Genomic DNA, 23,879 nt, shown 5'->3' on the forward strand with positions numbered 1-23,879 from the left:
GAGCACAAGGTCGGCAGCCTCGCGCTTGAATTCAGCGGAAAAGGAACGGCGTTGTTTGGTCATCTGACACCTCGATCTGGCGAGCATTCTCGCCTAAATGGGTGTCCGGTTTCATTAGACCACTACATGTCAGCGTCGACATCAGCTTTAACAAATTAGTCTATACAGTCGCGGTACCGGATAGAGACCACCTATGAGCTGGATTGTTATTGCGTATTTCCTTAATCTTCGCCCCCTCGATAAGCTGCACCCATTCTTTTTACAGGACTGTCGAGCCCAAGCCTTCCCCAAGTGCTTTCAACGGTCCTTTTTAATTCCCGCCGGCAACCCGGCGTTCCGCGCCAGTTGTTTAGGCCGGTCAACAGGAGCAGGTCATGTCTGAAGTCCGTCATTCGCGAGTGATTATTCTTGGTTCCGGCCCTGCCGGTTACAGCGCAGCGGTCTATGCCGCACGTGCCAACCTCAAGCCACTGCTGATCACCGGCATGCAGGCTGGCGGTCAGCTGACCACCACCACCGAAGTCGACAACTGGCCGGGCGATGTCCACGGCCTGACCGGCCCGGCGTTGATGGAGCGGATGAAAGAACACGCCGAGCGCTTCGAGACCGAGATCGTCTTCGATCACATCAATGCCGTGGACTTTGCTTCCAAGCCTTACAGCCTGACCGGCGACAGCGGGACTTACACCTGCGACGCCCTGATCATTGCCACTGGCGCCAGCGCTCGTTACCTGGGCCTGCCATCGGAAGAAGCGTTCATGGGCAAGGGCGTTTCAGCCTGCGCTACCTGCGACGGTTTCTTCTACCGCAACAAGCCAGTGGCGGTAGTGGGCGGTGGCAACACTGCGGTGGAAGAAGCGCTGTACCTGGCCAACATCGCCAGCACAGTGACCCTGGTCCACCGTCGCGAAACCTTCCGCGCCGAGAAGATCCTGATCGACAAGCTGAACGCTCGCGTTGCCGAAGGCAAGATCGTGCTGAAGCTGAACTCGACGCTCGACGAAGTGCTGGGCGACAACATGGGCGTGACCGGTGCGCGCCTGAAGAACAACGACGGCAGCTTCGACGAACTGAAAGTCGACGGCGTGTTCATCGCTATCGGCCATACGCCGAACACTTCGCTGTTCGAAGGCCAGTTGACCATGAAAGATGGTTACCTGGTTGTGCAGGGCGGCCGTGAAGGCAACGCTACCGCGACCAACCTCGAAGGTATCTTCGCGGCTGGCGACGTGGCCGACCACGTCTACCGCCAGGCCATCACCTCCGCCGGTGCCGGCTGCATGGCTGCACTGGATGCCGAGCGCTACCTGGACGACCTGCAGAACGCCAAGTTCTGAGAGCGTTGAAATGAAAAAACCGGCTTCGGCCGGTTTTTTTGTCCGTGAATCCTGTCAACACTCAACTGTAGGAGCGAGCTTGCTCGCGAAAAACCTCCATGCGACCCGTTTATCCAGGAAGCCCACAGCATCGTTGACGTCCATCGCGAGCAGGCTCGCTCCCACAGGCAGATCCGTTACAAATTCAACCCTTGATTCGTTCCTGCACGAAATCCATCACCTTCAACGACTGATAAATCGCATTCGCCGCGACCCGCCCAAACGGCCCGCCGTTCCAGTCCAGCAAGTAGGGTTTGAACTGCTCATACCGCCGGCTTTCCCCGCACACCGCTTCAGCGATGACGCGGCCCCCAATTGAACCGGTATTCAACCCGTGCCCACCAAATGAAGTACAGGCCCAGACACCCCGTTCCAGCCACCCGAGGTTGGGCATCTTGTTGGTTGAATAGCCCATCAGCCCGGACCAGGCCAGTTCGATTTTCACGGGGGCCAGCTGTGGGTAGACCGAGACCATGTCTGCCTTGAGCATGGCGGCCAGGGCTTGCTCATTCTGTTCGTTACGGGTGGTGATGCGTCCGCCCCAGAGCAGGCGATCGCCTTCCACTACCCGATAATAATCCGAAGCTCGACGGTCATCGGAAAACGCCGCGCCGGAATCGAGCACCGATTTGATCGAATCGCCCAGGTGCTCGGTCAGCACCACGTAAGTGGCAATCGGCAGGTAGGCGCGACTGAGCTTCTGCAGCTCCGGGCCACCGTAGCCGCCCGCGCAGAACACCAGGTGCTGGCAGCGTACGCTGCCGCGAGCCGTGCGGATCAACTTGTCCGCACCTTCGTGATGCCAGGCCAGCATTTTCGAGTGTTCGTGAACCTTGCCGCCCGCCGCTTCAATCGCCAAGGCCAGGCCCAGGCAGTAATTGAGCGGGTGAAAATGCAGGGCGTTCGGGTCTTCTACGCCCTGGAAGTAGCGTTGGGTGTGAGCCCGTTCTCGAACCTGCGCGGTGTTTAGGTAATTGAGTTCGTAGCCGAAGTCGCGGCGCATCGTTTCGATGTGAGACTTGACGCCAGCGCCGTCGTCGTAGCGCTTGACCCGGATCGTGCCGGCGGACGGCTCGCAACCGCCCAGCGCCAATTCGGCGATATTGTTGCGCACGATCTGTACGCCTTCGACTGACATCTGGAACAGTGCCCTGGCCTGATCCAGGCCTAGCTTCTTGCGAATGGCCCCCGAGCCTTCAGCCCAGCCCGGCGAGACCACGCCGCCATTGCGTCCGGACGCGCCCCAGGCCACCTGATGGGCTTCCAGCACGATCACCCTTTTGCCGCGTCGGGTCAGTTCCAGGGCCGCGGTGAGGCCGGCGATGCCGGCACCAATGATGCACACGTCACAGTTTTCATCGGTATTGAGTTCAGGCCTGGCCGCGCGGGGCAGCGAGGTTTGGGAGTACCAGGTGTTGGGGAAGGACATGGGTCGATCCTTGAAAATAGTTGACTGCACATGCACGCACACATTCAACCCTGCAGGAGCGCGCTTGCTCGCGAGAAACCATGGACACCGCGTTCATTCAGGCTGCCCGCGTTATCGTTGACGCCCATCGCGAGCGAGCTCGCTCCTACAAGGGAAGCGGGTTACTTGACGGTCGAGTAATCGACGCCGTACCACTTGGTCGACAATTTCGTCAGCGTGCCGTCCTTGTGCATTTCGTCGATGATGGTGCCCAGCTTGGCCTTCAACTCCGGATCACCTTTGTCGGTAGCCACGGCCAGCGGTTCATAGAAAGCGACGACGTTGTCCACGGCGCGTAGCGGGTAGCCTTTTTTGACCGCCGCATCCAGGGTGCTGCGCTGGGTAAGGATGGCGTCCAGGCGAGCGCCATCGCCCAGGCGCAGGTCGTCCAGCGGCCCGACGGAACCGGCGTAGGTTTTCATTTTTTCGGTCTTGACGTCGTACACCACGGGCGGCACATCGCTGGTTTCGATGGCCAATGCCTGGTTGAGGAAGTCCTCGGAAGTGGTGCCCCCTTCAACGCCGATGGTCTTGCCGTTCAAGGCTTTGTGGTCCGTGACCGTGGACTTATCATGCACGGCAAAGACATAAGGCACGTAGTAATAAGTGCCCGGGAAGTCGAGGATGCGCGCGCGGCTTTTGGTTGCCGTCATCGAGCCCACGGACATGTCCCAGCGTCCGTTCCACTTGCCGGCGGTGATCACGTCCCAATCGGGCGTGATGAACTTGACCTCGACGCCCAGGCGCTTGGCGATTTCTTTCGAAACATCGATATCGAAGCCATCGATTTCATTCTTGTCGTTGATGAAGCCTTGTGGCGGCCAGGTGGCCGACGTGGCAACGGTCATCGTCTTGCTGCTCTGGATCTTGTCCAGCACCGCGCCGGCATTGGCGGCGCCGACAAACAACAGCGACATTGCGGCGGCGAGGGTGAGTACGCGTTTACTTCTGACCATATCCATCTCCATGTCTCGTTATTGTTATGGCGGGCGAAGCGGTGTTCAGTGACCGATAATCTGCGAGAGGAACTTCTGCGCACGTTCGGTCTGCGGGTTATTGAAAAATTCGGCCGGGGTGGCCTGTTCGATCACCTGCCCCTGATCCATGAACAGCACGCGATCGGCGACCTTGCTGGCAAAGCCCATTTCATGGGTGACGCAGATCATGGTCATGCCGTCGGTAGCCAATTCGCCCATCACGTCCAGTACTTCATGGACCATTTCCGGGTCCAGGGCCGAGGTCGGTTCATCGAACAGCATCACTTTGGGATTCATGCACAGCGCCCGGGCAATCGCCACTCGCTGCTGCTGGCCGCCGGATAATTGCGACGGATATTTGTCGGCATGCTCGGCAATGCGCACCCGCTCCAGGTAAACCTGCGCACGCTTCTTCGCTTCGCCAGCCGACACGCCTTGCACCAGTTGCGGCGCCAGGGTCAGGTTGTCCATCACGCTGAGGTGCGGGAACAGGTTGAAGCTCTGGAACACCATGCCGATTTCACTGCGCACGGCGCTGACACTTTCTGCCTCGCTGGTGAGGACGATGCCGTTGACCTTGATCTGGCCTTTCTGAAAATTCTCCAGATGGTTGATGCAGCGAATCATCGTCGACTTGCCCGAGCCCGAGGGCCCGCACACCACCAGGATTTCACCGGTGGCGACGGTCAGGTCGACATCGCGTAGCGCATGAAAATTGCCGTACCACTTGTTCAGGCCGGTGATGGAAATCATCGGGGGATTGGCTGGCGCAGCAGGGGCCAGGTCGAGACGTTCTGCGGTACTGGTGAGAGTCATCAGCCATCAACCTCTTGCCGTGGATCGGTTGACCCGTTTTTCGATTCGCGCCTGCACCCGCTCGAGAATGAACGACAGCGCCCAGTAGATCATCGCGGCGGTGATCAGCATTTCCAGGTGGCGGAAGTCAGCCCGGCCCTGGGTCTTGGCCAGGTACATCAACTCCCACACGCCGATCACCGAAACCAGGGAGCTGTCCTTGAGCATGGCGATGAACTGGTTGCCGGTGGGCGGGATAATCACGCGCAGCGCCTGGGGCATGATCACCCGGCTCAAGGTCTTGAACGGGCTGATATTCAGCGCCCGGGAGGCTTCCCACTGACCCACCGGAATGCTCTGGATGCCGGCGCGGAAAATCTCGGTCATGTACGCGCCGTAGCACAGCGACAAGGCGAGGATGCCCGCCGGGACTGCGTCGACCACATACCCCAGCTGCGGCAGGCCGAGGTAGATCAGGTAAATCTGGATCAGCAACGGCACGCCGCGAAAGAACGAGGTGTAGAACGAGGCGAGGGCGTTGGCCAGGCCGTTGTTCGACAGCTTGGCGACCGCGCCGATCAACGCCAGCACGAAGGCAATCACGATCGCCACCGCCGAGATGTACAGCGTGGTGGCAGCGCCTTGGACGATCAGGAAACCGACCTTGTCGAGGATGAAGCTGTAGGACAGGTCGAAGGTGTCGAAGAACGCTAGGAACAGGATAAGAAGTTCAATCCAGACCACTGTGGTCTGCACCTTGAACTTCAGGCGTCCGAGGATGTGGAAGTTCAGCGTCCCCAGCGCGGCGATGGCCAGGCCGATGGCGATGTTGCGGGTAGTCAGGCTGTCGGGGGCATTGCCCAGCAGTGGATGCAGAAAGTTACCGAGGGCGCTGTTGCCCAGGTTCATCAGGTAGGCGCCGAGGAACAGTACAACGGCTACGCCGAGCAGGAATTGAGGATCGTTGGACTTCTTCTTATAAATTATATTGTCGTGATACATGCATGCCTCGGCGTTTAGATGGTGATGATCTCGCTGATAAGATGAGGTTGGTCAGGATTTGAACTTTGGGAGCCGGCAAGCCGGCTCCCACCATTCGAAATCGGGTGTGTTCAATGAGTATTGCGACGCACATTCAGGGACTGCAAGCGACCATAATTCGCTACGTCAGTCCCTGAGCTCATTTTGCCATCAGGTCAGTAGTGCCAGGCAGGACTCGAGGATGTCGAGGCCTTCCTCCAGCACGGCGGCCTCGGTAGTCAATGGCGCCAGCAGCCTGATGATGTGGCGCGACTTGCCACTGGGCATCAGCAACAAGCCGGCATCACGCGCCAGGGCCAGCAATTGGGTGAGCTGCGCTGCAGCCGGACTGCTGTCAGGATGAGTCAGCTCGATGCCGCGCATGGCGCCGACACCGGTCAGGCGCCCGAGGAAGGGCGACAGCTGGCGGGTGTGCCAGGACTGATAGCGGCTGACGATGGCTTCTTCCTGCTGCGCCCCCCAGCTGTGCAGCCGGGCGTCGGTCATTTCGTCAAGGGTCGCCAGCGCAGCCGCGCAGGCAATTGGGTTGCCGGAATAGGTGCCACCCAGCCCGCCCTTGGGCAGCACGTCCAGCAGCGCTTTGCGCCCGACCACCGCTCCCAGTGGCACTCCGCCGGCGATGCTTTTGCCCAGCAGAATCAGGTCCGGCTCGATGCCAAGGCGCGAAAACCCGAAGCGCTGGCCGGTACGGCCAAAGCCCGACTGGATCTCGTCGGCGATCAGCACAATACCCTTGTCATCGCACAAACGCCGCAGCGCCTGGGCAAACGCCGGGTCCATCGCGAGAAAGCCCGCTTCGCCCTGCACCGGTTCGAAGATGAAACAGGCGACGTCCGCAATGTCGATTTCCACGCTGAACAGACGGTCCATGGCTTTGAGGGCTTCAGCGCAGGTCACGCCATTGTCGTGGCTCGGATAGGGCAAGTGGTAAACAGGCCCGGGCAGCACGCCAACTTTTTGCTTGTAGGGCGCAACTTTACCGTTGAGGTTGAGGGTGGCCAGGGTACGGCCGTGAAACGCGCCGTCGAAAGCAATCACGGCGCTACGCCCGGTGGCGCCGCGGACGATCTTCAAGGCGTTTTCTGCGGCTTCTGCGCCACTGTTGGTGAGCATTCCGCTGACGGGGTAGTCGACGGGGATGAAGGCGCTGAGGCGCTCCATCAAATCGATGTAGGGCTGGTGTGGGGCGGCGTTGAATGCGTAATGGGTCAGCCGTGTGGCCTGATCGCGAATGGCTTCGACGATGCGCGGGTGGCAATGACCGAGGTTGAGCACGCCGATACCACCGATGAAGTCGATGTAGCGCTTGCCCTCGGTGTCCCAGACCTCGGCATTTTTGCCATGGCTGAGGGTGACGGGATGAACCACATTGATCGAACGGCTGATGCTTTCGCTGCTCATGGGTGACCGACTCTGAAGAAGGGATGCTTCTTTTTATCTAAGCCGTGAGCGGTGGTGGCGGGCAAACGAAATAAAGTCGCCGGGTTAATCTTAAAAGTCGGGATGTTTTTTAAGATCAAAAGATCGTCCGAACGCGGCCCGAGCCTCCGGACGATCTTTTGATTTTGATTTCAGGTCAGCGACGAGTCAGAGGCTGCGCACTGAACTTCACACCCGCCAGCCCGTGGGCAATCAACGCCCGGATATTGCCATGATCGCTGCCCTCGGGCGTCGCCAGCACCGAACGGTAATGTTCACCGAACGCCAGCAGAGCCTCTTCATCGCTCAGGCCTTCCAGCAGCGCCAGGCCCAGGGTCTTGCACGAGCCTTCGTTCTGGCCGGCAGCATTGTCCACGCCGCCGTTGCTGAAGGCCTGGGGTTGGTAGTCGTAGCCCGCTGCGATAAAGGCCAGGGTGTCGGCAAAAACGTGTTCGCCGCTCTGCAGGCTGGCGCGCAGGGTGTTCAAGTCACTCATTGGGTTTTCCTTTGGCGAACGCCGCCTGTTGCTCGGCGCTGGCTTCTTGCTGGTATTGGCCTTTCCACTCGGCGTACGGCATGCCGTACACGACTTCGCGGGCGTCATCGAGGCTGACGTCGATCTGGCGTTCATCGGCGGCGGCTTTGTACCACTTGGACAGGCAGTTACGGCAGAACCCGGAGAGGTTCATCAGGTCGATGTTTTGCACATCCTTGCGGCTATCGAGATGCGCCACCAGCCGGCGGAAAGCGGCGGCTTCGAGTTCGAGGCGTTGTTGATCGGTCATAGGAATCTCTGAGGCAGCTCCAGGCGGCACGCTTCAAGCTGTAAAAAGTGGATGGCGTTGGCTCGCAGTTTACCGCTTCAAGCCTGCAACTTGCAGCTAGCGGCTGGCTGCAAGCGTTATCGATACTGACTCGGCGAAGCGCAGTGCGTGGGGCTTGTCCACTTCGACCTCGGCGTACAGCACCGATTCGTTGAGCATCACCAGATCGAGGATTTCCTGGGTCAGGCGTTCGAGCAGGGCAAAGCGATTACCCTCCACGTGAGCGATGATCGCCTTGGTGATGGTGCGGTAGTTCAGCGCGTGATCGATGTCGTTGTCGCGCACCGCCTCCTGGGCCGCGTACAGGATCGTCAGGTTGATCAGCACGTCCTGCTTGTTGAGGATCTCATCCTCGTTGATTCCGATGAAGGTGCGCAAACACAGGTCCTTGACCCGTATGCGTGCCATTCCTGGCTGAAGTTGTGGCATTGCTACTTGCTCCGTCCAATCAATTGCAGGAACTCCTGGCGGGTATTGCTCGACTCGCGAAAGGCGCCGAGCATCACCGAAGTGTTCATGGTCGAATTCTGTTTCTCGACGCCGCGCATCATCATGCACATGTGCCGTGCTTCGATAACGACTGCGACGCCGGCGGCATCGGTCACAGATTGCACCGCATCGGCGATTTGCCGGGTGAGGTTTTCCTGGATCTGCAGGCGGCGGGCGAACATGTCCACCAGCCGCGCGATCTTCGACAGGCCCAGCACCTTGCCATTCGGAATATAAGCCACATGGGCCTTGCCGATGAAGGGCAGCAGGTGATGTTCGCACAACGAGTACAGCTCGATGTCGGCAACGATGATCATCTCGTCGGTATCCGAGGAAAACAGCGCGCCGTTGACGATGTCCTCGACACTCTGTTCATAGCCATGGCAGAGGTACTGCATGGCCTTGGCTGCTCGCGTAGGAGTATCGATCAGGCCTTCACGGTCGGGGTTTTCACCAATGCCGATGAGGATCTCGCGATAGCTCTGGGACAGGGCGTTGCGGGGTAGCGTTAGAGTCATGGAACATCCTCGCGGGGCCGTCTACTTGACGTGCCGTCCGCCGTTGACGGTCAGGGTCGTGCCGGTGACATAAGGGTTGTCGAGCAGGTAGCGCAGGCTTTGATAGACCACTTCGCTACCGGGTTCAATCCCCAGCGCGGACTTGGCCAGGGCCTTGGCGCGGTACGCTGCGTCGTCTTCAGGGTTGAACAGTAGCAGGGCCGGCGCAATGCCGTTGACCTTGATGGTCGGCGCGTACCTCGCGGCGAAGGACAGCGTCAGGCTATCGAGCCCGGCCTTGCTCGCACAATAGCCGATGTGGCGGCTGCTGCCCTTGCGCGTCACGTCGTCACTGATGTGCACGATGTCTGCCGGGCTCGAGCGTTCAAGCAGGTCGGCACAATGCAGGTTGATCAGGTAGGGCGCCAGCATGTGTACATTGAACATGCGGGTGAAGGCGAGCGCGTCGGTGTCGGGGGTTTCAGCCAGCCATTCGGAGGCGTTATGCACGATGGCCCGCAGGCTGTGCGTATGGGTTTTCAGTTCGGCGATGAAGGCGAGAATCCCGGCTTCGCTGGAGAAGTCGGCGAACACCGCCGTGGCGCCCAGATCGCGCAGGGCCTGCACACCGGGGCGTTCGGTGCGATAGCTGAAGATGACCGGCTGACCTTCCTCGAGCAATCGCTGCGCACAGTGCAGGCCGACTCGCTGGCCGGCACCGGTGATAAGGATTGGGGCTGCGCAAGAGGTCATGTCGGGCTCGCTTTGCGGTAAGAGCCAAACTATACCAGCGCCGGGGTGGATCTACCTCCGTCCTGTGAGGCTCCGGGATTGAGGCCTGAGTACTGAGACCTGAGCACTGTGGGAGCAAAGCTTGCTCGCGATGGTCTGCACGTCGCGGCAGCCACCCTGTTGCCCCGCGTCATCGTTGGCCACCATCGCGAGCGAGCTCGCGCCTACAGGGGAGTGGTGGTGGCTTCAATGATTCTGCGCAGAAGCCTTCACCGCCACCCGCCGAGCAGAATCACCACTCAGCCATCCCGCCAGTACCTTCGTCGACAGCGGAATGAAGAAATAAACCATCAACGGCGTCAGGCACAGCGTACTGACCAGCACCCGCGGCAACAGGCTCAGCTCGCCCAGCAACGGCTCCAGCACAAAGTTGAACAACAACGACACCGGAAAGAACGCCAGCCAGATAGCCACCGCCTGTTTCCAGCGCGGCGGACGTACACCTGCGGCGCCGAACCAGCCTTCAATACCGCTGACCCGATGCTCCTTGGGGTGGGCAAACAGGTCGCTGCCACGCGCCAGCCAGGCTGTACGCGAGGCGGAATGCTCCCAGGCGTGCATGGTTTGCTCGTCGGCGAAGCGGAAGATGATCTGGAATTCGTTATCGCCGGGCGGCGGAGCAAGCACGCCGGAGCCAAGATAACCCTTGAAGTCGGTGGCCAGCTGTTCGCCTTCGCGCAGCCAGTCCATCAGGTCCTGATAGCGCCCATCGGCGACTCGACGCGCAACCATCAGCGTGACTGGGGAAGTAGACATTGTGTATCTCCGTAAGACAAATGCGTCTCTCCGGGTAGGAGATTCGCCAGGCGCAGCACCGGGGTAATGGGCTGCGCGTTGAATCAAGCAAGGATTATTCCTGATTCTGGATAATTCACCAGCGCCTTTGGTCATTCATGAATTTCTTGAATGGTCAGGGGGCAGTAGAGCTAAGATGACTGCCTATTCTTGCAAGGACGTGGGCCGCGAAATGCCTGTATTGACTGACATCGCCGCTTCTACGCTGCAAGCGCGTTCGCTGGAGCGCGAAGACCTGTTTCCCATTCGGGAGGTCTGTCGCCTGACCGGAATCAATCCGGTGACCCTCCGTGCCTGGGAGCGCCGTTATGGGCTGCTTCAGCCCACGCGCACCGAAAGCGGTCATCGGCTGTATTCCATGGCCGATATCGAAAAAGTTCGCAGCATCCTCGGCTGGATCGAGCGCGGTGTAGCCGTCAGCAAGGTCGGCAAGATACTGGCCAAGGCCGAACCTCTCCAGGCCCTGGCGAACATCATCCCTGACGAACTGGTGCTCGCCGACTATGCCCAGTGGCAGCAGCAAGTGCAGGCGGCGGTCAGTGGTTTTGATGAAGTGCTGCTGGAACAGATCTACGGCCAGATCTTTTCGAGTTATCCACTGGCGGTGGTCTTTCAGGACATCCTCATGCCGCTGTGGCAACAGTTGCTGCTGCGCCATGATGGGTTCGGGCAAACCAGCGAATGGCTATTTCTCGACGGTTTCCTGCGCTCCCGGGTGTTGCAGCGCATGCAACTGATGCGCGTCATGCAACCGCGCCGGGTGATTGTCTGCGCCTTGGGCGACCAGGCCCGTGAGCTTGAGGTACTGGTGACGGCGCTGTACCTCAGCCATGTCGACTCGGCCATTCAGTTCCTGTCGATCGGTCAGCCTTTTGACGAACTCACCCTGGTCTGCGAACGGGTCAAGCCGCAGGCACCGGTGCTGGTGTCTAATCACGCGCCAGCCCCCGACTTTCCTCGACGTCTGAATCGACTGGCCCTGAGCCTGGATTGTCAGTTGTTCCTCGCCGGTGATGCGTCTGACCTGGCGCAAGAATGCCTGGCCGAGTCGTCGATCGGTTGCCTGGGCAGTGAAGGTGTGGTGATGCGCCAGCGCCTGAAACAATTTCTGGCGGGCAATCTCGATACTTAAATCAGAGGTGCAGGGCGGGGTGGGTCAGGCGATGTTGCTGAAGGATGAACTGACGCAGCCGCTCGGTTTCGTCCTTGTCGCTCTGACTTAGCTGATAAGCAAAAAAGCCGCTTTCGGTTTCTTTCTCGAATGTTCCGCGCAACGCGATCCGTTCATAGCCGGACGGGCTGAACCACAAGGCGAAGTGTTTCGGCGGTTTGGTCTTGTTGCGCACTTCCAGCAGAACACCTTTGAACGACACCTCATGTACCCACAGGGTACCTGGCTGGCCGTTGGCGTTTTCCAGTGCTACCGGCTCCTCAAGCACCAGGCGCCAGGGCCTCACCATCGGCCCGTCTTCGTAGATGCTGGGCACGCCGAGGCGCAGGTGAAGCGCATGGAATTCGTCTTCGACCAGGTGCAACGGAAAAGTCATCTGCTGATTTTCGAAATTGGCCTGGATGGTGACTTGCTCGTGCGCAGCCAGGCGCGTGAGCAGATCACGGATTTGCGAACCACCATTTACCAACAGGCTCGACGTCGCATCCCGCATGTTCAGTTGCGGGTTGTGTTGCATGGTCTGGATGAAATCCAGCTCATCCTGCGTCAGGAGCGCGTCGCGTTGCATGATCTACTCGAAAGAAATAGTTACAAAGTCATCGGTGATTGTAGTTAATGACAATTAATTCGCCTTTTTGTTTTAACCGTTCGTCGCTTTCAGCGCGGCAAGCTCGGCCTGGACTTCAGCCAGTTGGGTCTCAAGTTGGGCAATGCGCTGCCGCGCCTTGACCTGAGCGCTGACGTCCTTCTGCACGCCAACGATGTACGTTATACCGTCGCTTTCGCTTTTTACCGTGGAAAGCGACAGCTCGTTCCAGAAGGGCGTCCCGTCCTTGCGGTAATTGCGCAGCGTTTCCCGGCATGAGCCACCTGTGCTCAAGGTCTCGCGAATGACCGCCAGTGCGTCTTGGTCGCGGTCGCCGGACTGCAGGAAGCGGCAATCCTGGTACAGGACTTCCTCGCTGGAATAGCCTGTCAGGCGTTCAAATGCCGGGTTCACGTAAATCAGGATGGTGTCTTGATCGCCTTCTTTTTCGGCAATCACGATACCGTCGTTGGAGGCGTTGATGACCAGTTGCAGCAGCTTGGCGTTGATCATTGAGAATCCTTTCCTCTCTGATTGACCTTCGCATTCTAAAAGAAACCATTGTGGGCCTGCTGGTAATATCCTCCTTAATTACTCAGCATTAGGATCAGATTGATGAAAGTCGCCATTTTTTCCGGCTCGGTTTACGGTTCTGCCGAAGAAGTCGCTCGTCACGCGGCAGGCATTTTGAAGGAGGCCGGTTTCGACACCTGGCACAACCCTCGGGCAACGCTTGCTGATGTGCAGGCTTTCGCCCCCGAAGCCTTGCTCGCAGTAACCTCGACCACTGGCATGGGCGAGCTGCCAGACAACCTGCAGCCGCTTTATTTCGCCATTCGCGACCAGCTGCCGGCGGCCTGGCGCGGTCTGCCGGGTGCGGTCATCGGCCTGGGCGATGCGAGCTACGGCGATACTTTTTGCGGCGGTGGTGAGCTGATGCGTGAACTGTTCGGCGAGCTGGGCGTTCGTGAAGTACTGCCGATGCTGCGCCTGGACGCCAGCGAGAGCGTGACCCCGGAAACCGATGCCGAGCCCTGGTTGGCAGAACTGGTGGTGGCGTTACGTAACTGACTCGCTCGGCCATCAAGCTGGCTGCCAATGCAACTACGCGAATCCCGGAGGCTGACTAGACTGCTGTCACGTGCAGAACAATAAGAACAGGAGTTCCTTGTCGTGAGCGTAGCCCCCGTCTCGTCACCGCCTAACGTCAAAGATCAGGTCAGCGCCGCCGAATGGCAGGCTCGCGTTGATCTGGCCGCCTGTTATCGGCTGGTCGCCCAGCATGGCTGGGATGACCTGATCTTCACGCACATTTCTGCCAAAGTGCCTGGCACTGAAGATTTTCTGATCAACCCTTTCGGGCTGATGTTTCACGAGATCACTGCGTCGAGCCTGGTCAAGGTGGATCATGCCGGCAACAAGTTGATGGACAGCCCCTACGAGATCAATCCGGCGGGGTACACCATCCACAGCGCCGTGCATGAAGTGCGTCACGACGTAGTGTGCGTGCTGCACACCCATACGGCGGCCGGTGTCGCGGTGTCGGCGCAGAAGCAGGGCGTTTTGCCGATCAGCCAGCAGTCGCTGTTCGTCTTGTCCAGCCTGGGCTATCACGCTTACGAAGGTGTCGCGCTCAACCATGAGGAGAAAGCGCGACTGCAAGCCGACCTTGGTCAGAACAATTTCCTGATGCTGCACAACCATGGCCTGCTGACCTGTGGCAGCAGCATCGCCGATACCTTCCTGATGATGTTCATCTTCCAGCGCGCCTGCGATATCCAGGTGCTGGCGCAAAACGGTGGGGCCGAGTTGATCGCCATCGAGCCGCAGATTCTGGCTGGGGCCAAGGCGATGATTGCGGGTGTGACCAAAAGTGCTCAAGGGATGGGTGGTGCACTGGCCTGGCCAGCGTTGCTGCGCAAACTCGATCAACTCGACCCGGGTTATAAACTCTGATGGCACTCGCCGAGATTCCGCTGTGCGTCTGGCGCAAACGTGGCCAGACCTTCATTTTCCGTGGCCAGCACATCCGTTACTGGACGGCGGGGCAGGGTGAGCCGTTGCTGCTCATCCATGGTTTTCCCACCGCCAGTTGGGACTGGCATTGCCTGTGGCCGCCACTGGCCCAGCGTTACCGGGTGATTGCCTGCGACATGCTCGGCTTCGGTGATTCTGCCAAGCCCACCCAGCATGACTACAGCCTGCTGGAGCAAGCCGACTTGCAGCAAGCGCTGCTCGCGCACTTGCAAGTCGCAGACCCGGTGCATGTGCTTGCCCACGATTACGGTGACAGCGTTGCCCAGGAACTGTTGGCGCGGCACCACGAGACGCGCATCGAGCTGGCCAGCTGCGTATTTCTCAATGGCGGCCTGTTTCCTGAAACCCATCGTGCCTTGCTGGTACAGAAACTGCTGCTCAGCCCGTTGGGCTGGATGATCGGGCGGGCCTTTAACCGGGACGCGCTGGTGAAGAGTTTCCGGCATGTCTTCGGCCCTCACAGTGGCCCGAGCGAGAGCGAGATGGACGACTTCTGGAGTCTGGTGGAAAGCAACCGTGGCCCGCGCATCATGCACAAACTCATTGGCTACATTCCCGAGCGCCGCGCGCAGCGTGATCGCTGGGTCGCCGCCATGCAACGCAACGAAGTGCCCATGCGAGTGATCGATGGCGAGGCCGATCCCATTTCCGGCGGGCACATGGTCGAACGCTATCGCCAGCTGATACCCAACCCCGACACGGTCGTGCTGCCCGGTATTGGTCACTATCCACAAATCGAAGCGCCTGCGCAGGTGCTCAAGCACTACCTGGAGTTCCGCGACAATTGCGTGTTACTGCCGCGCAAGGTCGCCTGTTCGTAAATCTGCGGTAAATATCGCTGTCGGCGTTTCTGCAGGAACTGCCGAAGGCTGCGAGCTTTAACGCATCATCCCCCTGCCTTATCGAGCACTATTCAGCCCCAGCCGTTTTCATTGTGACCCGCAGCCCCGTGCCTGACACTCGGGCTCATGTCCCTTTGGCCTGGAGTTGTCCCCCATGAGTGAGTCTGTGCGCTTCGAAGATAAAGTCGTGATCATTACCGGTGCCGGCGGCGGCCTCGGTCGCGCCCACGCGTTGCTGTTCGCCAGTCAGGGCGCGAAGGTTCTGGTTAACGACCTGGGAGGTTCGGCCCAGGGGGAGGGCGCCAACGCTTCGGCGGCTGATCGAGTGGTCGCGCAAATTCGCGAAGCGGGCGGCATCGCCGAAGCCAACCACGACTCCGTCACTGACGGCGACAAAATCGTCCAGCACGCCATGGACGCCTTCGGCCGGGTCGATGTAGTCGTCAATAACGCCGGGATTTTGCGCGACAAAACCTTCCACAAAATGGAAGACGCCGATTGGGACCTGGTCTACCGCGTCCACGTCGAGGGCGCCTACAAGGTGACCCGCGCGGCCTGGCCGCACATGCGCGAGCAAAACTACGGCCGGGTGATCTTCACGGCGTCGACTTCCGGCATTTACGGCAACTTCGGCCAGTCCAACTACGGCATGGCCAAACTCGGCCTCTACGGCCTGACCCGCACCCTGGCCATTGAAGGTCGCAAGAACAATATTCTGGTCAACGCCATCGCCCCCACCGGCGGCACCCGCATGACCGAAGGCCTGATCCCGCCGCAAGTGTTCGAACAACTCAAGCCGGAGCTGGTCAGCCCGCTGGTGGTGTACCTCGCCAGTGAAAACTGCCAGGAGACTTCAGGGCTGTTCGAGGTAGGGGGTGGCTGGATGGGCAAAGTTCGCTGGGAACGCAGCCTGGGCGTCGGGTTTGATCCGCGGGTGGGGTTCTCGCCGGAAGATGTGGCGGCGAATTGGCAGCAGATTTGCGATTTCGAGGGGGCGGCACATCCCAAGGATAATATCGAGGCGCTGAAGGAGATGATGGGGAATTTGCAGAAGTACTCGTTGTAAACGCAGGTTGTTTCTCTGTGGCCACACCTGTGGGAGCAAAGCTTTGCTCCCACAAAAACGCCATAAAAAAGGCCGCTGCAAACGCAGCGGCCAAAGTAAGACGTTCGATCAAGGAGCTACAAATCAACGTCTGTGTACACAGTGCAATGAACCGAAAAATCTTCAATTCATCTGAATCCGGTCAACGATGCAGTGGACAACAACACACCGCCATCGATCCGCGCCTCCAGCCTGTTCCCCTGAAAGCCCACCCAGAATAAAGCCTTGTTCCCAAAGGAAAAATAGCGATTATCGACATGCACTGTTGCAGCATCGGCAACAGTGTCTGCGCGGCGCATCCACGCCCCTGATACCGCCCCATACACCCCGCATACCCCGCGCGGAGCCTGGGCGCTCAGGCCACCCATCCTTTTTGGCGGATGACGCCCAGGCGTTCGTGCTGCTGCGCGATGCGCAGCGCTTGATGCAGCAACGGCAGATCGCCGACATCGTTTAACTTGGAGTACGGTTCCAGGTCAGCAGTCAGTCTGGTTGCCTCATCCTGAGGTCACAGGGCAGGGGCGGGCTCAAAGCCCATGCGCCAGCTGACGGCGCGGGTAGCGGCCAGCAATCGCTGCGCTGCGGGGCCGTCTTCATCGGCGTGGAACAACGACGCCGGGCCGACAATGGTCATCACCGCCACCACCTGGCCCACGGCGTTGAACACCGGCGCCGACAATGCATCGACGCCGGGCATCAATAACCCGTGCACGTGATGCAGGCCGCGGTCGCGGATGCGTTCACACAGCGTTACGTAGGCCTGATCGTCCGCCAGCGGGTGGGGCTTGCCTGCCTGTAGCTCCATCTCGCGCAGATCCACGGTTTCGCGCTTGGGCAAGTAGGCACCAAACACCAGGCCGGTGGACGAACTGAGCAGTGGCAGCACCGATCCCAGTTGAGTCACCACCGTGACGGCACGAACCGCGGGCTCAATGTGCACAACCGTCGCACCTTGGTTGCCCCACACCGCCAGGAAACAGGTTTCGTTCAGTTCGTCGCGCAAGTCGGCCAGGGGCAGGGCGCCGACTTTCAGCACGTCCATACTGTTCAGGGCTGCCAGGCCCACGCGAAGAGCTTCACGGCCCAGGCCGTAATGGTTGGTCGCGGAGTTCTGTTCGGCAAAACCACTGGCGATCAACGCCTGCAGGTAGCGATGCACTTTGCTCGCCGGCATCTGCACGTGTTCGGCCAGGCGTGACAGCGAAGTCGAAGGCGACAACTCGGCGAGCGCCTTGAGGATGTCGGTGCCGACCTCGGCCGAGCGGACTTTCTGCTTGTCGTTGCTACGCGGCGTTTCCATGAAGGCGATCTGATCCTGTTACGAATGGGCGTCTTTATAGCTTGACGGTAGAAACCAATCAAATTACGTTATGCGTAATCGAATTACGATAAAAATAACCCGGGCGTGCCGAGATTTCTGCGAAGCAGGACTGGCCACGGCCTGCTCCCTGTTCAGGAGGCTCCATGAACCTCGATTCAACCGCGTCCGCCGCCGGGCCTGCCTACCAGTCCGGTTTCGGTAACCAATTCAGCAGCGAAGCCCTGCCTGGCGCCTTGCCGATCGGGCAGAACTCTCCGCAGAAAGCCCCGTACGGGCTGTACACCGAACTGCTGTCTGGCACGGCCTTCACCATGGCCCGCGCCGAGTCGCGGCGCACGTGGATGTATCGCATCCAGCCCTCGGCCAATCATCCCGCATTCGTCAAGCTTGAACGCCAACTGGCGGGCGGCCCGCTGGGCGAGGTGACGCCCAATCGCCTGCGCTGGAACCCGCTGGACATGCCGGATGAGCCGACCGATTTCATCGACGGGCTGGTCTGCATGGTGGCCAACTCGGCGGCGGAAAAACCGTCCGGCATCAGCATCTACAGCTACCGTGCCAACCGTTCCATGGAGCGGGTGTTCTTCAATGCTGATGGTGAGTTGCTGCTGGTCCCCGAGAGGGGTCGCCTGCGCATCGCCACCGAGCTGGGGGTGCTGGAGCTGGAGCCACTGGAAATCGCCGTGCTGCCCCGGGGCATGAAGTTTCGCGTCGAACTGCTGGACCCACAGGCCCGTGGCTACATTGCCGAAAACCATGGGGCGCCGCTGCGCCTTCCGGACCTCGGGCCTATTGGCAGTAACGGCCTGGCCAACCCTCGGGACTTCCTGGCGCCGGTCGCGCATTACGAAAACCTCCAGCAGCCGACTACCCTGGTGCAGAAATTCCTCGGCCAGCTGTGGGGCTGCGAGCTCGATCATTCGCCGCTTAACGTGGTCGCCTGGCACGGCAACAACGTGCCGTACAAATATGATCTGCGCCGGTTCAACACCATCGGCACCGTCAGTTTCGATCATCCGGACCCCTCCATCTTTACCGTCCTGACATCGCCCACCAGCACCCACGGCCTGGCCAATCTCGACTTCGTGATCTTCCCGCCACGCTGGATGGTGGCCGAGAACACCTTCCGTCCGCCCTGGTTCCACCGCAACCTGATGAATGAGTTCATGGGGCTGATCAAGGGCGAGTACGACGCCAAGGCCGAAGGTTTCGTGCCGGGCGGTGCGTCCCTGCACAGCTGCATGAGCGCCCATGGGCCCGACGGCGAAACCTGCACCAGGGCAATCAACGCTGAACTGGCGCCGGCGAAAATCGATAACACCATGGCCTTCATGTTCGAAACCTGCCAGGTCCTGCGCCCGAGCCGGTTCGCCCTGGAGTGCCCGCAATTACAGAAAAACTACGACACTTGCTGGGCCACGCTGCCCGCCACTTTCGACCCGACCCGGAGATAACCCATGACTCAGACTTCCACTACTCGCAGCTGGGTTGCTTCGGCCAACGGCCATGTCGATTTTCCGCTGCAGAACTTGCCACTGGGCGTGTTCAGCATTGACGGCGGGGCACCGCGCAGTGGCGTGGCCATCGGCGATCACATCTTCGATCTGGAAGCGGCGCTGGATGCCGGTCTGTTCGAAGGCGCTGCCAAAGCGGCGGCCGAAGCCACCTGCGGCGGGCAACTGAATGCTTTTTTCCAGGCCGGTACGCCAGCGCGCAAGGCGTTGCGCGAGCGGCTGCTGCAGTTGCTGGCAGAAGGCAGCACCCTGCACGGCAAAATCGAAGCCCAGGGCGCTAGGCTGCTGCCGCTGGCGGCAAACTGCGTGATGCACCTGCCGGCGAAAATCAGCGATTACACCGACTTCTACGTGGGCATCGAGCATGCGCAAAACGTCGGAAAACTGTTCCGCCCGGACAACCCGCTGCTGCCGAATTACAAGTACGTGCCAATCGGCTACCACGGTCGAGCCTCGACCATTCGCCCCTCCGGTACCGACGTTCGGCGCCCGAAAGGCCAGACCCTGCCTGCCGGGCAGGCCGAGCCGGTGTTCGGTCCGTGCGCACGGCTGGACTACGAGCTGGAGCTGGGCATCTGGATCGGCCAGGGCAACGAGATGGGCGACTCGATCGCCATCGCTGACGCCGCCGATCACATCGCCGGTTTCTGCCTGCTCAACGATTGGTCGGCGCGGGACATCCAGGCGTGGGAGTACCAGCCACTGGGGCCATTCCTGTCGAAAAGTTTCATCACCAGCATCTCGCCCTGGGTGGTGACGGCTGAAGCACTGGAGCCGTTCCGCCGTGCCCAGCCCGCACGTCCCAAAGGCGATCCGCAACCGCTGCCGTATCTGTACGACCCGCGTGACCAGGCCGCCGGGGCTTTCGACATTGAATTGGAAGTCCTGCTGCTCACCGAAGCGATGCGCGAGCAGAATCTGCCGGCCCATCGCCTGACCCTGAGCAACACCCGGCACATGTACTGGACTGTGGCGCAGATGGTGGCGCATCACAGCGTCAACGGCTGCCAGTTGCAGGCGGGCGACCTGTTCGGTTCGGGCACATTGTCCGGCCCGAAGAACGGTCAGTTCGGCAGCCTGCTGGAAATCACCGAAGGCGGGAAAAAGCCGATTGAACTGGCGAGTGGTGAGGTGCGTAAATTCCTCGAGGACGGTGACGAGATCATCCTGCGCGCCCGTTGCAGCCGCGACGGGTTTGCCTCCATCGGTTTTGGCGAGTGCCGCGGCAAAGTGCTGCCGGCGCGTTAAGAGGATCGGCCGATGGAACTCTTTACCTATTACCGTTCGACATCGTCCTACCGGGTGCGGATTGCCCTGGCACTCAAGGGCCTGGACTATCAGGCGCTGCCGGTCAATCTGATCGCGCCGGCGGGGGGCGAGCACCGCCAGACGCCGTATCTGGGCATCAACCCGCAAGGCCGCGTGCCGGCCTTGCGCACTGATGAAGGCGATCTGTTGATCCAGTCACCGGCGATCATTGAGTACCTTGAGGAACGGTATCCACAGGTGCCGCTGTTGGCCACCGATCTGGCCACTCGCGCTCATGAGCGCGGGGTCGCGGCGTTGATCGGCTGCGATGTGCACCCGCTGCATAATGTCAGCGTGCTCAACATGCTTCGGCATTTGGGTCACGATGAACAGCAGGTAGTCGAGTGGATCGGGCACTGGATCAGCCAGGGGCTTGGGACCGTTGAACAGTTGATTGGTGACGAGGGGTACTGTTTCGGATCGCAACCTGGGGTGGCGGATGTTTATCTGATACCGCAGCTGTATGCGGCTGAGCGCTTCAACATCTCCCCGCAGGCCTGGCCACGTATTCGCCGGGTGGCGGCGCTGGCAGCGGCTCACCCGGCATTCATCAAGGCACACCCGGCCAATCAGCCGGATACTCCCTGACTGCACACGCCAATATAAGCATCCTGCAACCTGTGGGAGCACAGCTTGCTCGCGATGGCGGGGTGTCATTCAACATCAATGTCTACTGACACGACGCCATCGCGAGCAAGCTTTACTCCCACAGGATTGGGTGTCAGTGGACGATGGTGTTCGGCGGCAAGTGCCCCAGCCGTTCGGTCAGGCGAATCCGCTGGATCGGATCTTCGCTGAGCATCAATGCATGCTCCAGGTCGAAGCGTTCGGCGTTGGGACAGTCCAGTCTTTGATACAGGCTCGCCCGGGCCAGGTAGTCGGCGGCGCTGGCGTTGCCCAGTTCCAGTACCCGCTCGGCGTCGATCAGGGCACCGATATAATCATCGTGAGCCAGATGCAGTTGGCGCAGGTTGCGGGACAGGCGTTGCAGCATCTGCAACGGTTCGGCGGTGACCAGATGCTCGGCGCTCAGCTTCATGTTCGGACCGTACTGGCGATGCAGCAACTCCCGGCAATCATTCGGGTACAGACGCCGCCCGCCGCAAGGATCAAGCAGGTGGTCGGCGCCCGGAACCCGCAGTAGAAAATGCCCCGGGAAATTGACCCCGACCATCGGTATTTCCAGGCGCCGGGCCAGCTCAAGCGCGATCAAGCCCAACGCCAGGGGTTGTCCGCGTCGGCGTGTCAGCACCTTGTCCAGCAATGCCGCCTGCGGACGCAGCGGCGTGAAGTCGTCCTGGGCAAACCCCAGGTCATTCATGCGGCGCAGCAACGGTTGCGCCAACTCGCTCACAGGCAACATTGGCAAACCATGGCTAACCCGTTGCTGCAGATCCCTGAACTCAGCCATTAGGGATTCGACGTTCAGCTTCTGGTCATGCTCGACACAGATCCACAGCGCCGCTTCGAACAGCGCGGGCGGTGATCGTTGCAGGCACTCGAAGAAGCATTGGCGGGGCGTCATCAAAATCTCCCGGGACATGCCTCGTTTTAGCCCCGTCTCCCTCATTCGTCCAGTGCCCCGCAAGGTTATGTCCGAATGCCTGAGCCGCAGCGCTGCTTATTCCGGCGCGCTTCAGCAAAATTCAGGCGCGAGCCTATACTGGCGACTACAAGAAGTGATTTTCGGGAGCCTTACGATGTTCGCTCTCATGCAAAGCAATCGCCTTGAATCGCTGCATCTGAGCGTCGACCCGGTCACCGGGTTGAAGGCGGTCATTGCCATTCATGACAGCCGTCTGGGCCCGGCCCTTGGCGGATGTCGATACCTTGCCTATCCTGACGACGAATCCGCCGTCGAGGACGCTGTGCGCCTGGCCCGGGGCATGAGCTACAAAGCGGCGCTTGCCGGCCTGGCCCAAGGTGGCGGAGTCGCCGTGATCATCCGGCCGATGCACGTGGAAAGCCGCGCCGCGCTGTTTGAAGCGTTCGGTCGTTGCGTAGACCAGCTCGACGGGCGCTACATCACCGCTATCGACAGCGGCACTTCGGTAGCCGACATGGATTGCATCGCCCAACAGACCCAGCATGTCACCAGCACCACCTCGGCCGGTGATCCCGCGCCACATGCTGCAATGGGGGTGTTTGCCGGTATTCGCAGCACGGCAATGGCACGCCTGGGCAGCGATAACCTTGAAGGCCTGCGCGTGGCAATCCAGGGGTTGGGCAATGTGGGTTACGCGTTGGCGGAACAGCTGCATGCGGCCGGCGCTGAACTGCTGGTGAGCGACATTGACCACGGCAAGGTCCAGCTTGCGATGGAGCAACTGGGCGCTCATCCAATCGCCAACGATGCATTGCTCAGTACGCCCTGCGATATCCTCGCGCCATGCGGCCTGGGCGGCGTCCTTAACAGCAACAGCGTGTCGCAATTGCGCTGCTCGGCGGTGGCGGGCTCGGCGAACAATCAGCTGACCCATGTCGAAGTCGCCGACTTGCTTGAGCGGCGGGGGATTTTGTACGCCCCCGATTATGTGATCAATGCCGGCGGTTTGATCTACGTCTCGCTCAAGCACCGTGGTGAAGAGCTGACCACCATCACTGCGCACCTGTCGAAAATCAGCTCCCGTCTTACCGAGGTGTTCGCCCATGCCCAGGCGGAAAAGCGTTCCCCTGCGCGGGTGGCGGATGAGCTGGCGGAGCGGGTGTTGTATCGCTGATGCCTAGGCATGAAAAAGGCCCTGAGTCGCTGGACTCAGGGCCTGTTCAATTCGGGCGCTGTTTACTTTGGTGCTTTTGCCGCCTTTGCAGGTTTGGCGGGGGCATCGGGTTCAACCGCTTCAGGTTCTTGCGCTACTTCAACGGGGGCAACCACTTCGGCAGGCGCGCTCAACAGTTCGGACAGGGCGTCCGGTTGGCTCTTGAAGGCCTTGGCGAACACGTCGCGGTTCTTCGCCATGTAGATCCCGGCTTCTTCCACTTGCTGTTCGGTCAGGGACGGAACGGCTTTTTGCAACACTTCAGCCAGCAATTCGGCGAGTTCGAGCATTTTGTCATGACGGTCAGCTTCGGCTTTATCCATGAACAAGCGCTCCAGATCTCGGCTGCTGCGGTATACCACTTCGACGGCCATTCACCACCTCACATGCCTTCACATTAAGTTGTCGTATTCGACCACTGTATTTATATACAGCTAAAAGGATAAGCGAATCCTGCCGATTTGGGTAGTGACATTTCACTGTAGCTGCGTTTTGGCTGGAGGTGGGCTATTGGGAGGTCTCTGAGATACCAGTCCTCATCAGTGTTGAATGCCAAATCGCCATCGCGAGCAAGCTTTGCTCCCACGTGATCATCTCCCCCAGGGTTACCTTTGCCTGAGATCCCTCTACAAGTCTTCATTTCAATTTGGAACGGTGCACGACCAGACAAGCGCAGCGCGCCGGGTTGACACCTTGGTCGGCCCGAAGGCCGCCACGGCGAGCTGTGGATTGCAGGCGCCCCGTTAACCACGCTGGCCGAACG

General features: G+C 60.1%; 26 protein-coding genes and 1 pseudogene. 10 read left to right on the plus strand and 17 right to left on the minus strand.

Translation table 11 applies throughout. From position 1 onward, the window contains the following. Positions 1-374: 374 nt before the first annotated feature. Positions 375-1,337, plus strand: coding sequence for a thioredoxin-disulfide reductase (gene trxB / locus IMW75_RS14075; RefSeq protein ID WP_122837533.1), 963 nt, complete (start codon positions 375-377; stop codon positions 1,335-1,337). A gap of 184 nt (positions 1,338-1,521) precedes the next feature. On the opposite strand, the gene IMW75_RS14080 is transcribed toward trxB, so the two are convergent. The 11 genes from IMW75_RS14080 to IMW75_RS14130 form a co-directional block, all read right to left on the minus strand. Beyond that, positions 1,522-2,805 carry an NAD(P)/FAD-dependent oxidoreductase gene (locus IMW75_RS14080; protein WP_205892961.1) on the minus strand — a complete coding sequence of 428 codons (1,284 nt, stop codon included), beginning with the start codon at positions 2,803-2,805 and terminating at the stop codon, positions 1,522-1,524. Positions 2,806-2,966: 161 nt separating this feature from the next. Then, a complete protein-coding gene (locus IMW75_RS14085) occupies positions 2,967-3,800 on the minus strand; it encodes a transporter substrate-binding domain-containing protein (protein WP_082069232.1) in 834 nt (277 codons plus the stop codon). 45 nt (positions 3,801-3,845) lie between these two features. Further along, positions 3,846-4,637, minus strand: coding sequence for an amino acid ABC transporter ATP-binding protein (locus IMW75_RS14090; protein WP_045061426.1), 792 nt, complete (start codon positions 4,635-4,637; stop codon positions 3,846-3,848). Between the two features lie 6 nt (positions 4,638-4,643). Further along, a complete protein-coding gene (locus IMW75_RS14095) occupies positions 4,644-5,618 on the minus strand; it encodes an amino acid ABC transporter permease (RefSeq protein ID WP_045061425.1) in 975 nt (324 codons plus the stop codon). Positions 5,619-5,807: 189 nt separating this feature from the next. Further along, positions 5,808-7,058 (minus strand): 2-aminoadipate transaminase, encoded by a 1,251-nt coding sequence (locus IMW75_RS14100; RefSeq protein ID WP_205892962.1) that lies wholly within the window; start codon positions 7,056-7,058, stop codon positions 5,808-5,810. Between the two features lie 175 nt (positions 7,059-7,233). Beyond that, positions 7,234-7,572 carry a HopJ type III effector protein gene (locus IMW75_RS14105; protein ID WP_045061423.1) on the minus strand — a complete coding sequence of 113 codons (339 nt, stop codon included), beginning with the start codon at positions 7,570-7,572 and terminating at the stop codon, positions 7,234-7,236. After that, complete coding sequence (locus tag IMW75_RS14110; protein WP_045061422.1) at positions 7,565-7,861, minus strand: DUF1244 domain-containing protein; 297 nt, start codon at positions 7,859-7,861, stop codon at positions 7,565-7,567. The genes IMW75_RS14105 and IMW75_RS14110 overlap by 8 nt, the downstream gene beginning before the upstream one ends. A 96-nt stretch (positions 7,862-7,957) precedes the next feature. Continuing rightward, a complete protein-coding gene (gene folX, locus IMW75_RS14115; RefSeq protein ID WP_045061421.1) occupies positions 7,958-8,329 on the minus strand; it encodes a dihydroneopterin triphosphate 2'-epimerase in 372 nt (123 codons plus the stop codon). A 2-nt stretch (positions 8,330-8,331) separates the two neighbouring features. Further along, complete coding sequence (folE, locus tag IMW75_RS14120) at positions 8,332-8,907, minus strand: GTP cyclohydrolase I FolE (RefSeq protein WP_205892963.1); 576 nt, start codon at positions 8,905-8,907, stop codon at positions 8,332-8,334. 21 nt (positions 8,908-8,928) lie between these two features. After that, positions 8,929-9,639, minus strand: coding sequence for a dihydromonapterin reductase (gene folM, locus IMW75_RS14125; protein ID WP_205892964.1), 711 nt, complete (start codon positions 9,637-9,639; stop codon positions 8,929-8,931). A gap of 225 nt (positions 9,640-9,864) precedes the next feature. Further along, a complete protein-coding gene (locus tag IMW75_RS14130; RefSeq protein ID WP_045061418.1) occupies positions 9,865-10,434 on the minus strand; it encodes an antibiotic biosynthesis monooxygenase in 570 nt (189 codons plus the stop codon). A gap of 211 nt (positions 10,435-10,645) precedes the next feature. Here IMW75_RS14130 and IMW75_RS14135 point away from each other — a divergent pair, with 211 nt between their 5' ends. Next, positions 10,646-11,605: a MerR family transcriptional regulator gene (locus tag IMW75_RS14135; RefSeq protein WP_205893023.1), complete on the plus strand. Its 960-nt coding sequence runs from the start codon at positions 10,646-10,648 to the stop codon at positions 11,603-11,605. Between the two features lies 1 nt (position 11,606). On the opposite strand, the gene IMW75_RS14140 is transcribed toward IMW75_RS14135, so the two are convergent. Both IMW75_RS14140 and IMW75_RS14145 read right to left on the minus strand, forming a co-directional pair. Next, positions 11,607-12,212: a hypothetical protein gene (locus tag IMW75_RS14140; protein WP_122837544.1), complete on the minus strand. Its 606-nt coding sequence runs from the start codon at positions 12,210-12,212 to the stop codon at positions 11,607-11,609. A 72-nt stretch (positions 12,213-12,284) separates the two neighbouring features. Continuing rightward, the gene (locus IMW75_RS14145) at positions 12,285-12,743 is read right to left on the minus strand and encodes a PAS domain-containing protein (RefSeq protein ID WP_205892965.1); all 459 of its coding nucleotides are present in this window, start codon (positions 12,741-12,743) and stop codon (positions 12,285-12,287) included. A gap of 102 nt (positions 12,744-12,845) precedes the next feature. On the opposite strand from IMW75_RS14145, the gene IMW75_RS14150 reads away from it, so the two are divergent. The 4 genes from IMW75_RS14150 (at position 12,846) to IMW75_RS14165 (ending at position 16,175) form a co-directional block, all read left to right on the plus strand. Further along, the gene (locus IMW75_RS14150; protein WP_045061414.1) at positions 12,846-13,301 is read left to right on the plus strand and encodes a flavodoxin; all 456 of its coding nucleotides are present in this window, start codon (positions 12,846-12,848) and stop codon (positions 13,299-13,301) included. A 102-nt stretch (positions 13,302-13,403) separates the two neighbouring features. Next, positions 13,404-14,186: a class II aldolase/adducin family protein gene (locus IMW75_RS14155; RefSeq protein WP_205892966.1), complete on the plus strand. Its 783-nt coding sequence runs from the start codon at positions 13,404-13,406 to the stop codon at positions 14,184-14,186. Beyond that, positions 14,186-15,088: an alpha/beta fold hydrolase gene (locus IMW75_RS14160; protein WP_205892967.1), complete on the plus strand. Its 903-nt coding sequence runs from the start codon at positions 14,186-14,188 to the stop codon at positions 15,086-15,088. Before IMW75_RS14155 ends, IMW75_RS14160 begins: the two co-directional genes overlap by 1 nt. Before the next feature lie 175 nt (positions 15,089-15,263). Beyond that, entirely contained in the window at positions 15,264-16,175 is a 912-nt protein-coding gene (locus IMW75_RS14165; RefSeq protein WP_045061411.1) for an SDR family oxidoreductase, read from the plus strand. Positions 16,176-16,342: 167 nt separating this feature from the next. Here the strand turns inward: IMW75_RS14165 and IMW75_RS14170 are convergent, their stop codons facing one another. Both IMW75_RS14170 and IMW75_RS14175 read right to left on the minus strand, forming a co-directional pair. After that, on the minus strand, positions 16,343-16,513 hold the full coding sequence (locus IMW75_RS14170; RefSeq protein ID WP_205892968.1) for a hypothetical protein: 171 nt from the start codon (positions 16,511-16,513) through the stop codon (positions 16,343-16,345). A gap of 209 nt (positions 16,514-16,722) precedes the next feature. Next, positions 16,723-17,514, minus strand: coding sequence for an IclR family transcriptional regulator (locus tag IMW75_RS14175; RefSeq protein ID WP_205892969.1), 792 nt, complete (start codon positions 17,512-17,514; stop codon positions 16,723-16,725). Between the two features lie 164 nt (positions 17,515-17,678). Between IMW75_RS14175 and hmgA the strand changes: the two genes are divergently transcribed. Genes hmgA through maiA form a run of 3 tightly spaced genes read left to right on the plus strand, consistent with a single transcriptional unit; the run spans position 17,679 to position 20,945 of the window. Further along, entirely contained in the window at positions 17,679-18,989 is a 1,311-nt protein-coding gene (hmgA, locus tag IMW75_RS14180; RefSeq protein ID WP_205892970.1) for a homogentisate 1,2-dioxygenase, read from the plus strand. 3 nt (positions 18,990-18,992) lie between these two features. Continuing rightward, positions 18,993-20,297: a fumarylacetoacetase gene (gene fahA, locus IMW75_RS14185; RefSeq protein WP_205892971.1), complete on the plus strand. Its 1,305-nt coding sequence runs from the start codon at positions 18,993-18,995 to the stop codon at positions 20,295-20,297. Positions 20,298-20,309: 12 nt separating this feature from the next. Beyond that, positions 20,310-20,945, plus strand: coding sequence for a maleylacetoacetate isomerase (gene maiA / locus IMW75_RS14190; RefSeq protein ID WP_205892972.1), 636 nt, complete (start codon positions 20,310-20,312; stop codon positions 20,943-20,945). 133 nt (positions 20,946-21,078) lie between these two features. Here the strand turns inward: maiA and IMW75_RS14195 are convergent, their stop codons facing one another. Next, complete coding sequence (locus IMW75_RS14195; RefSeq protein WP_205892973.1) at positions 21,079-21,882, minus strand: SirB1 family protein; 804 nt, start codon at positions 21,880-21,882, stop codon at positions 21,079-21,081. A 175-nt stretch (positions 21,883-22,057) separates the two neighbouring features. Between IMW75_RS14195 and IMW75_RS14200 the strand changes: the two genes are divergently transcribed. Continuing rightward, positions 22,058-23,077 carry a Glu/Leu/Phe/Val dehydrogenase family protein gene (locus IMW75_RS14200; protein WP_045061405.1) on the plus strand — a complete coding sequence of 340 codons (1,020 nt, stop codon included), beginning with the start codon at positions 22,058-22,060 and terminating at the stop codon, positions 23,075-23,077. Between the two features lie 158 nt (positions 23,078-23,235). On the opposite strand, the pseudogene IMW75_RS14205 reads toward IMW75_RS14200, so the two are convergent. Then, positions 23,236-23,490 (minus strand): annotated as a pseudogene (locus IMW75_RS14205) (YebG family protein); the annotation flags it as partial. Between the last annotated feature and the right edge of the window lie 389 nt (positions 23,491-23,879).

It is taken from the genome of Pseudomonas gregormendelii (genome assembly GCF_017114825.1).
Taxonomy (GTDB): Bacteria; Pseudomonadota; Gammaproteobacteria; order Pseudomonadales; family Pseudomonadaceae; genus Aquipseudomonas; species Aquipseudomonas gregormendelii.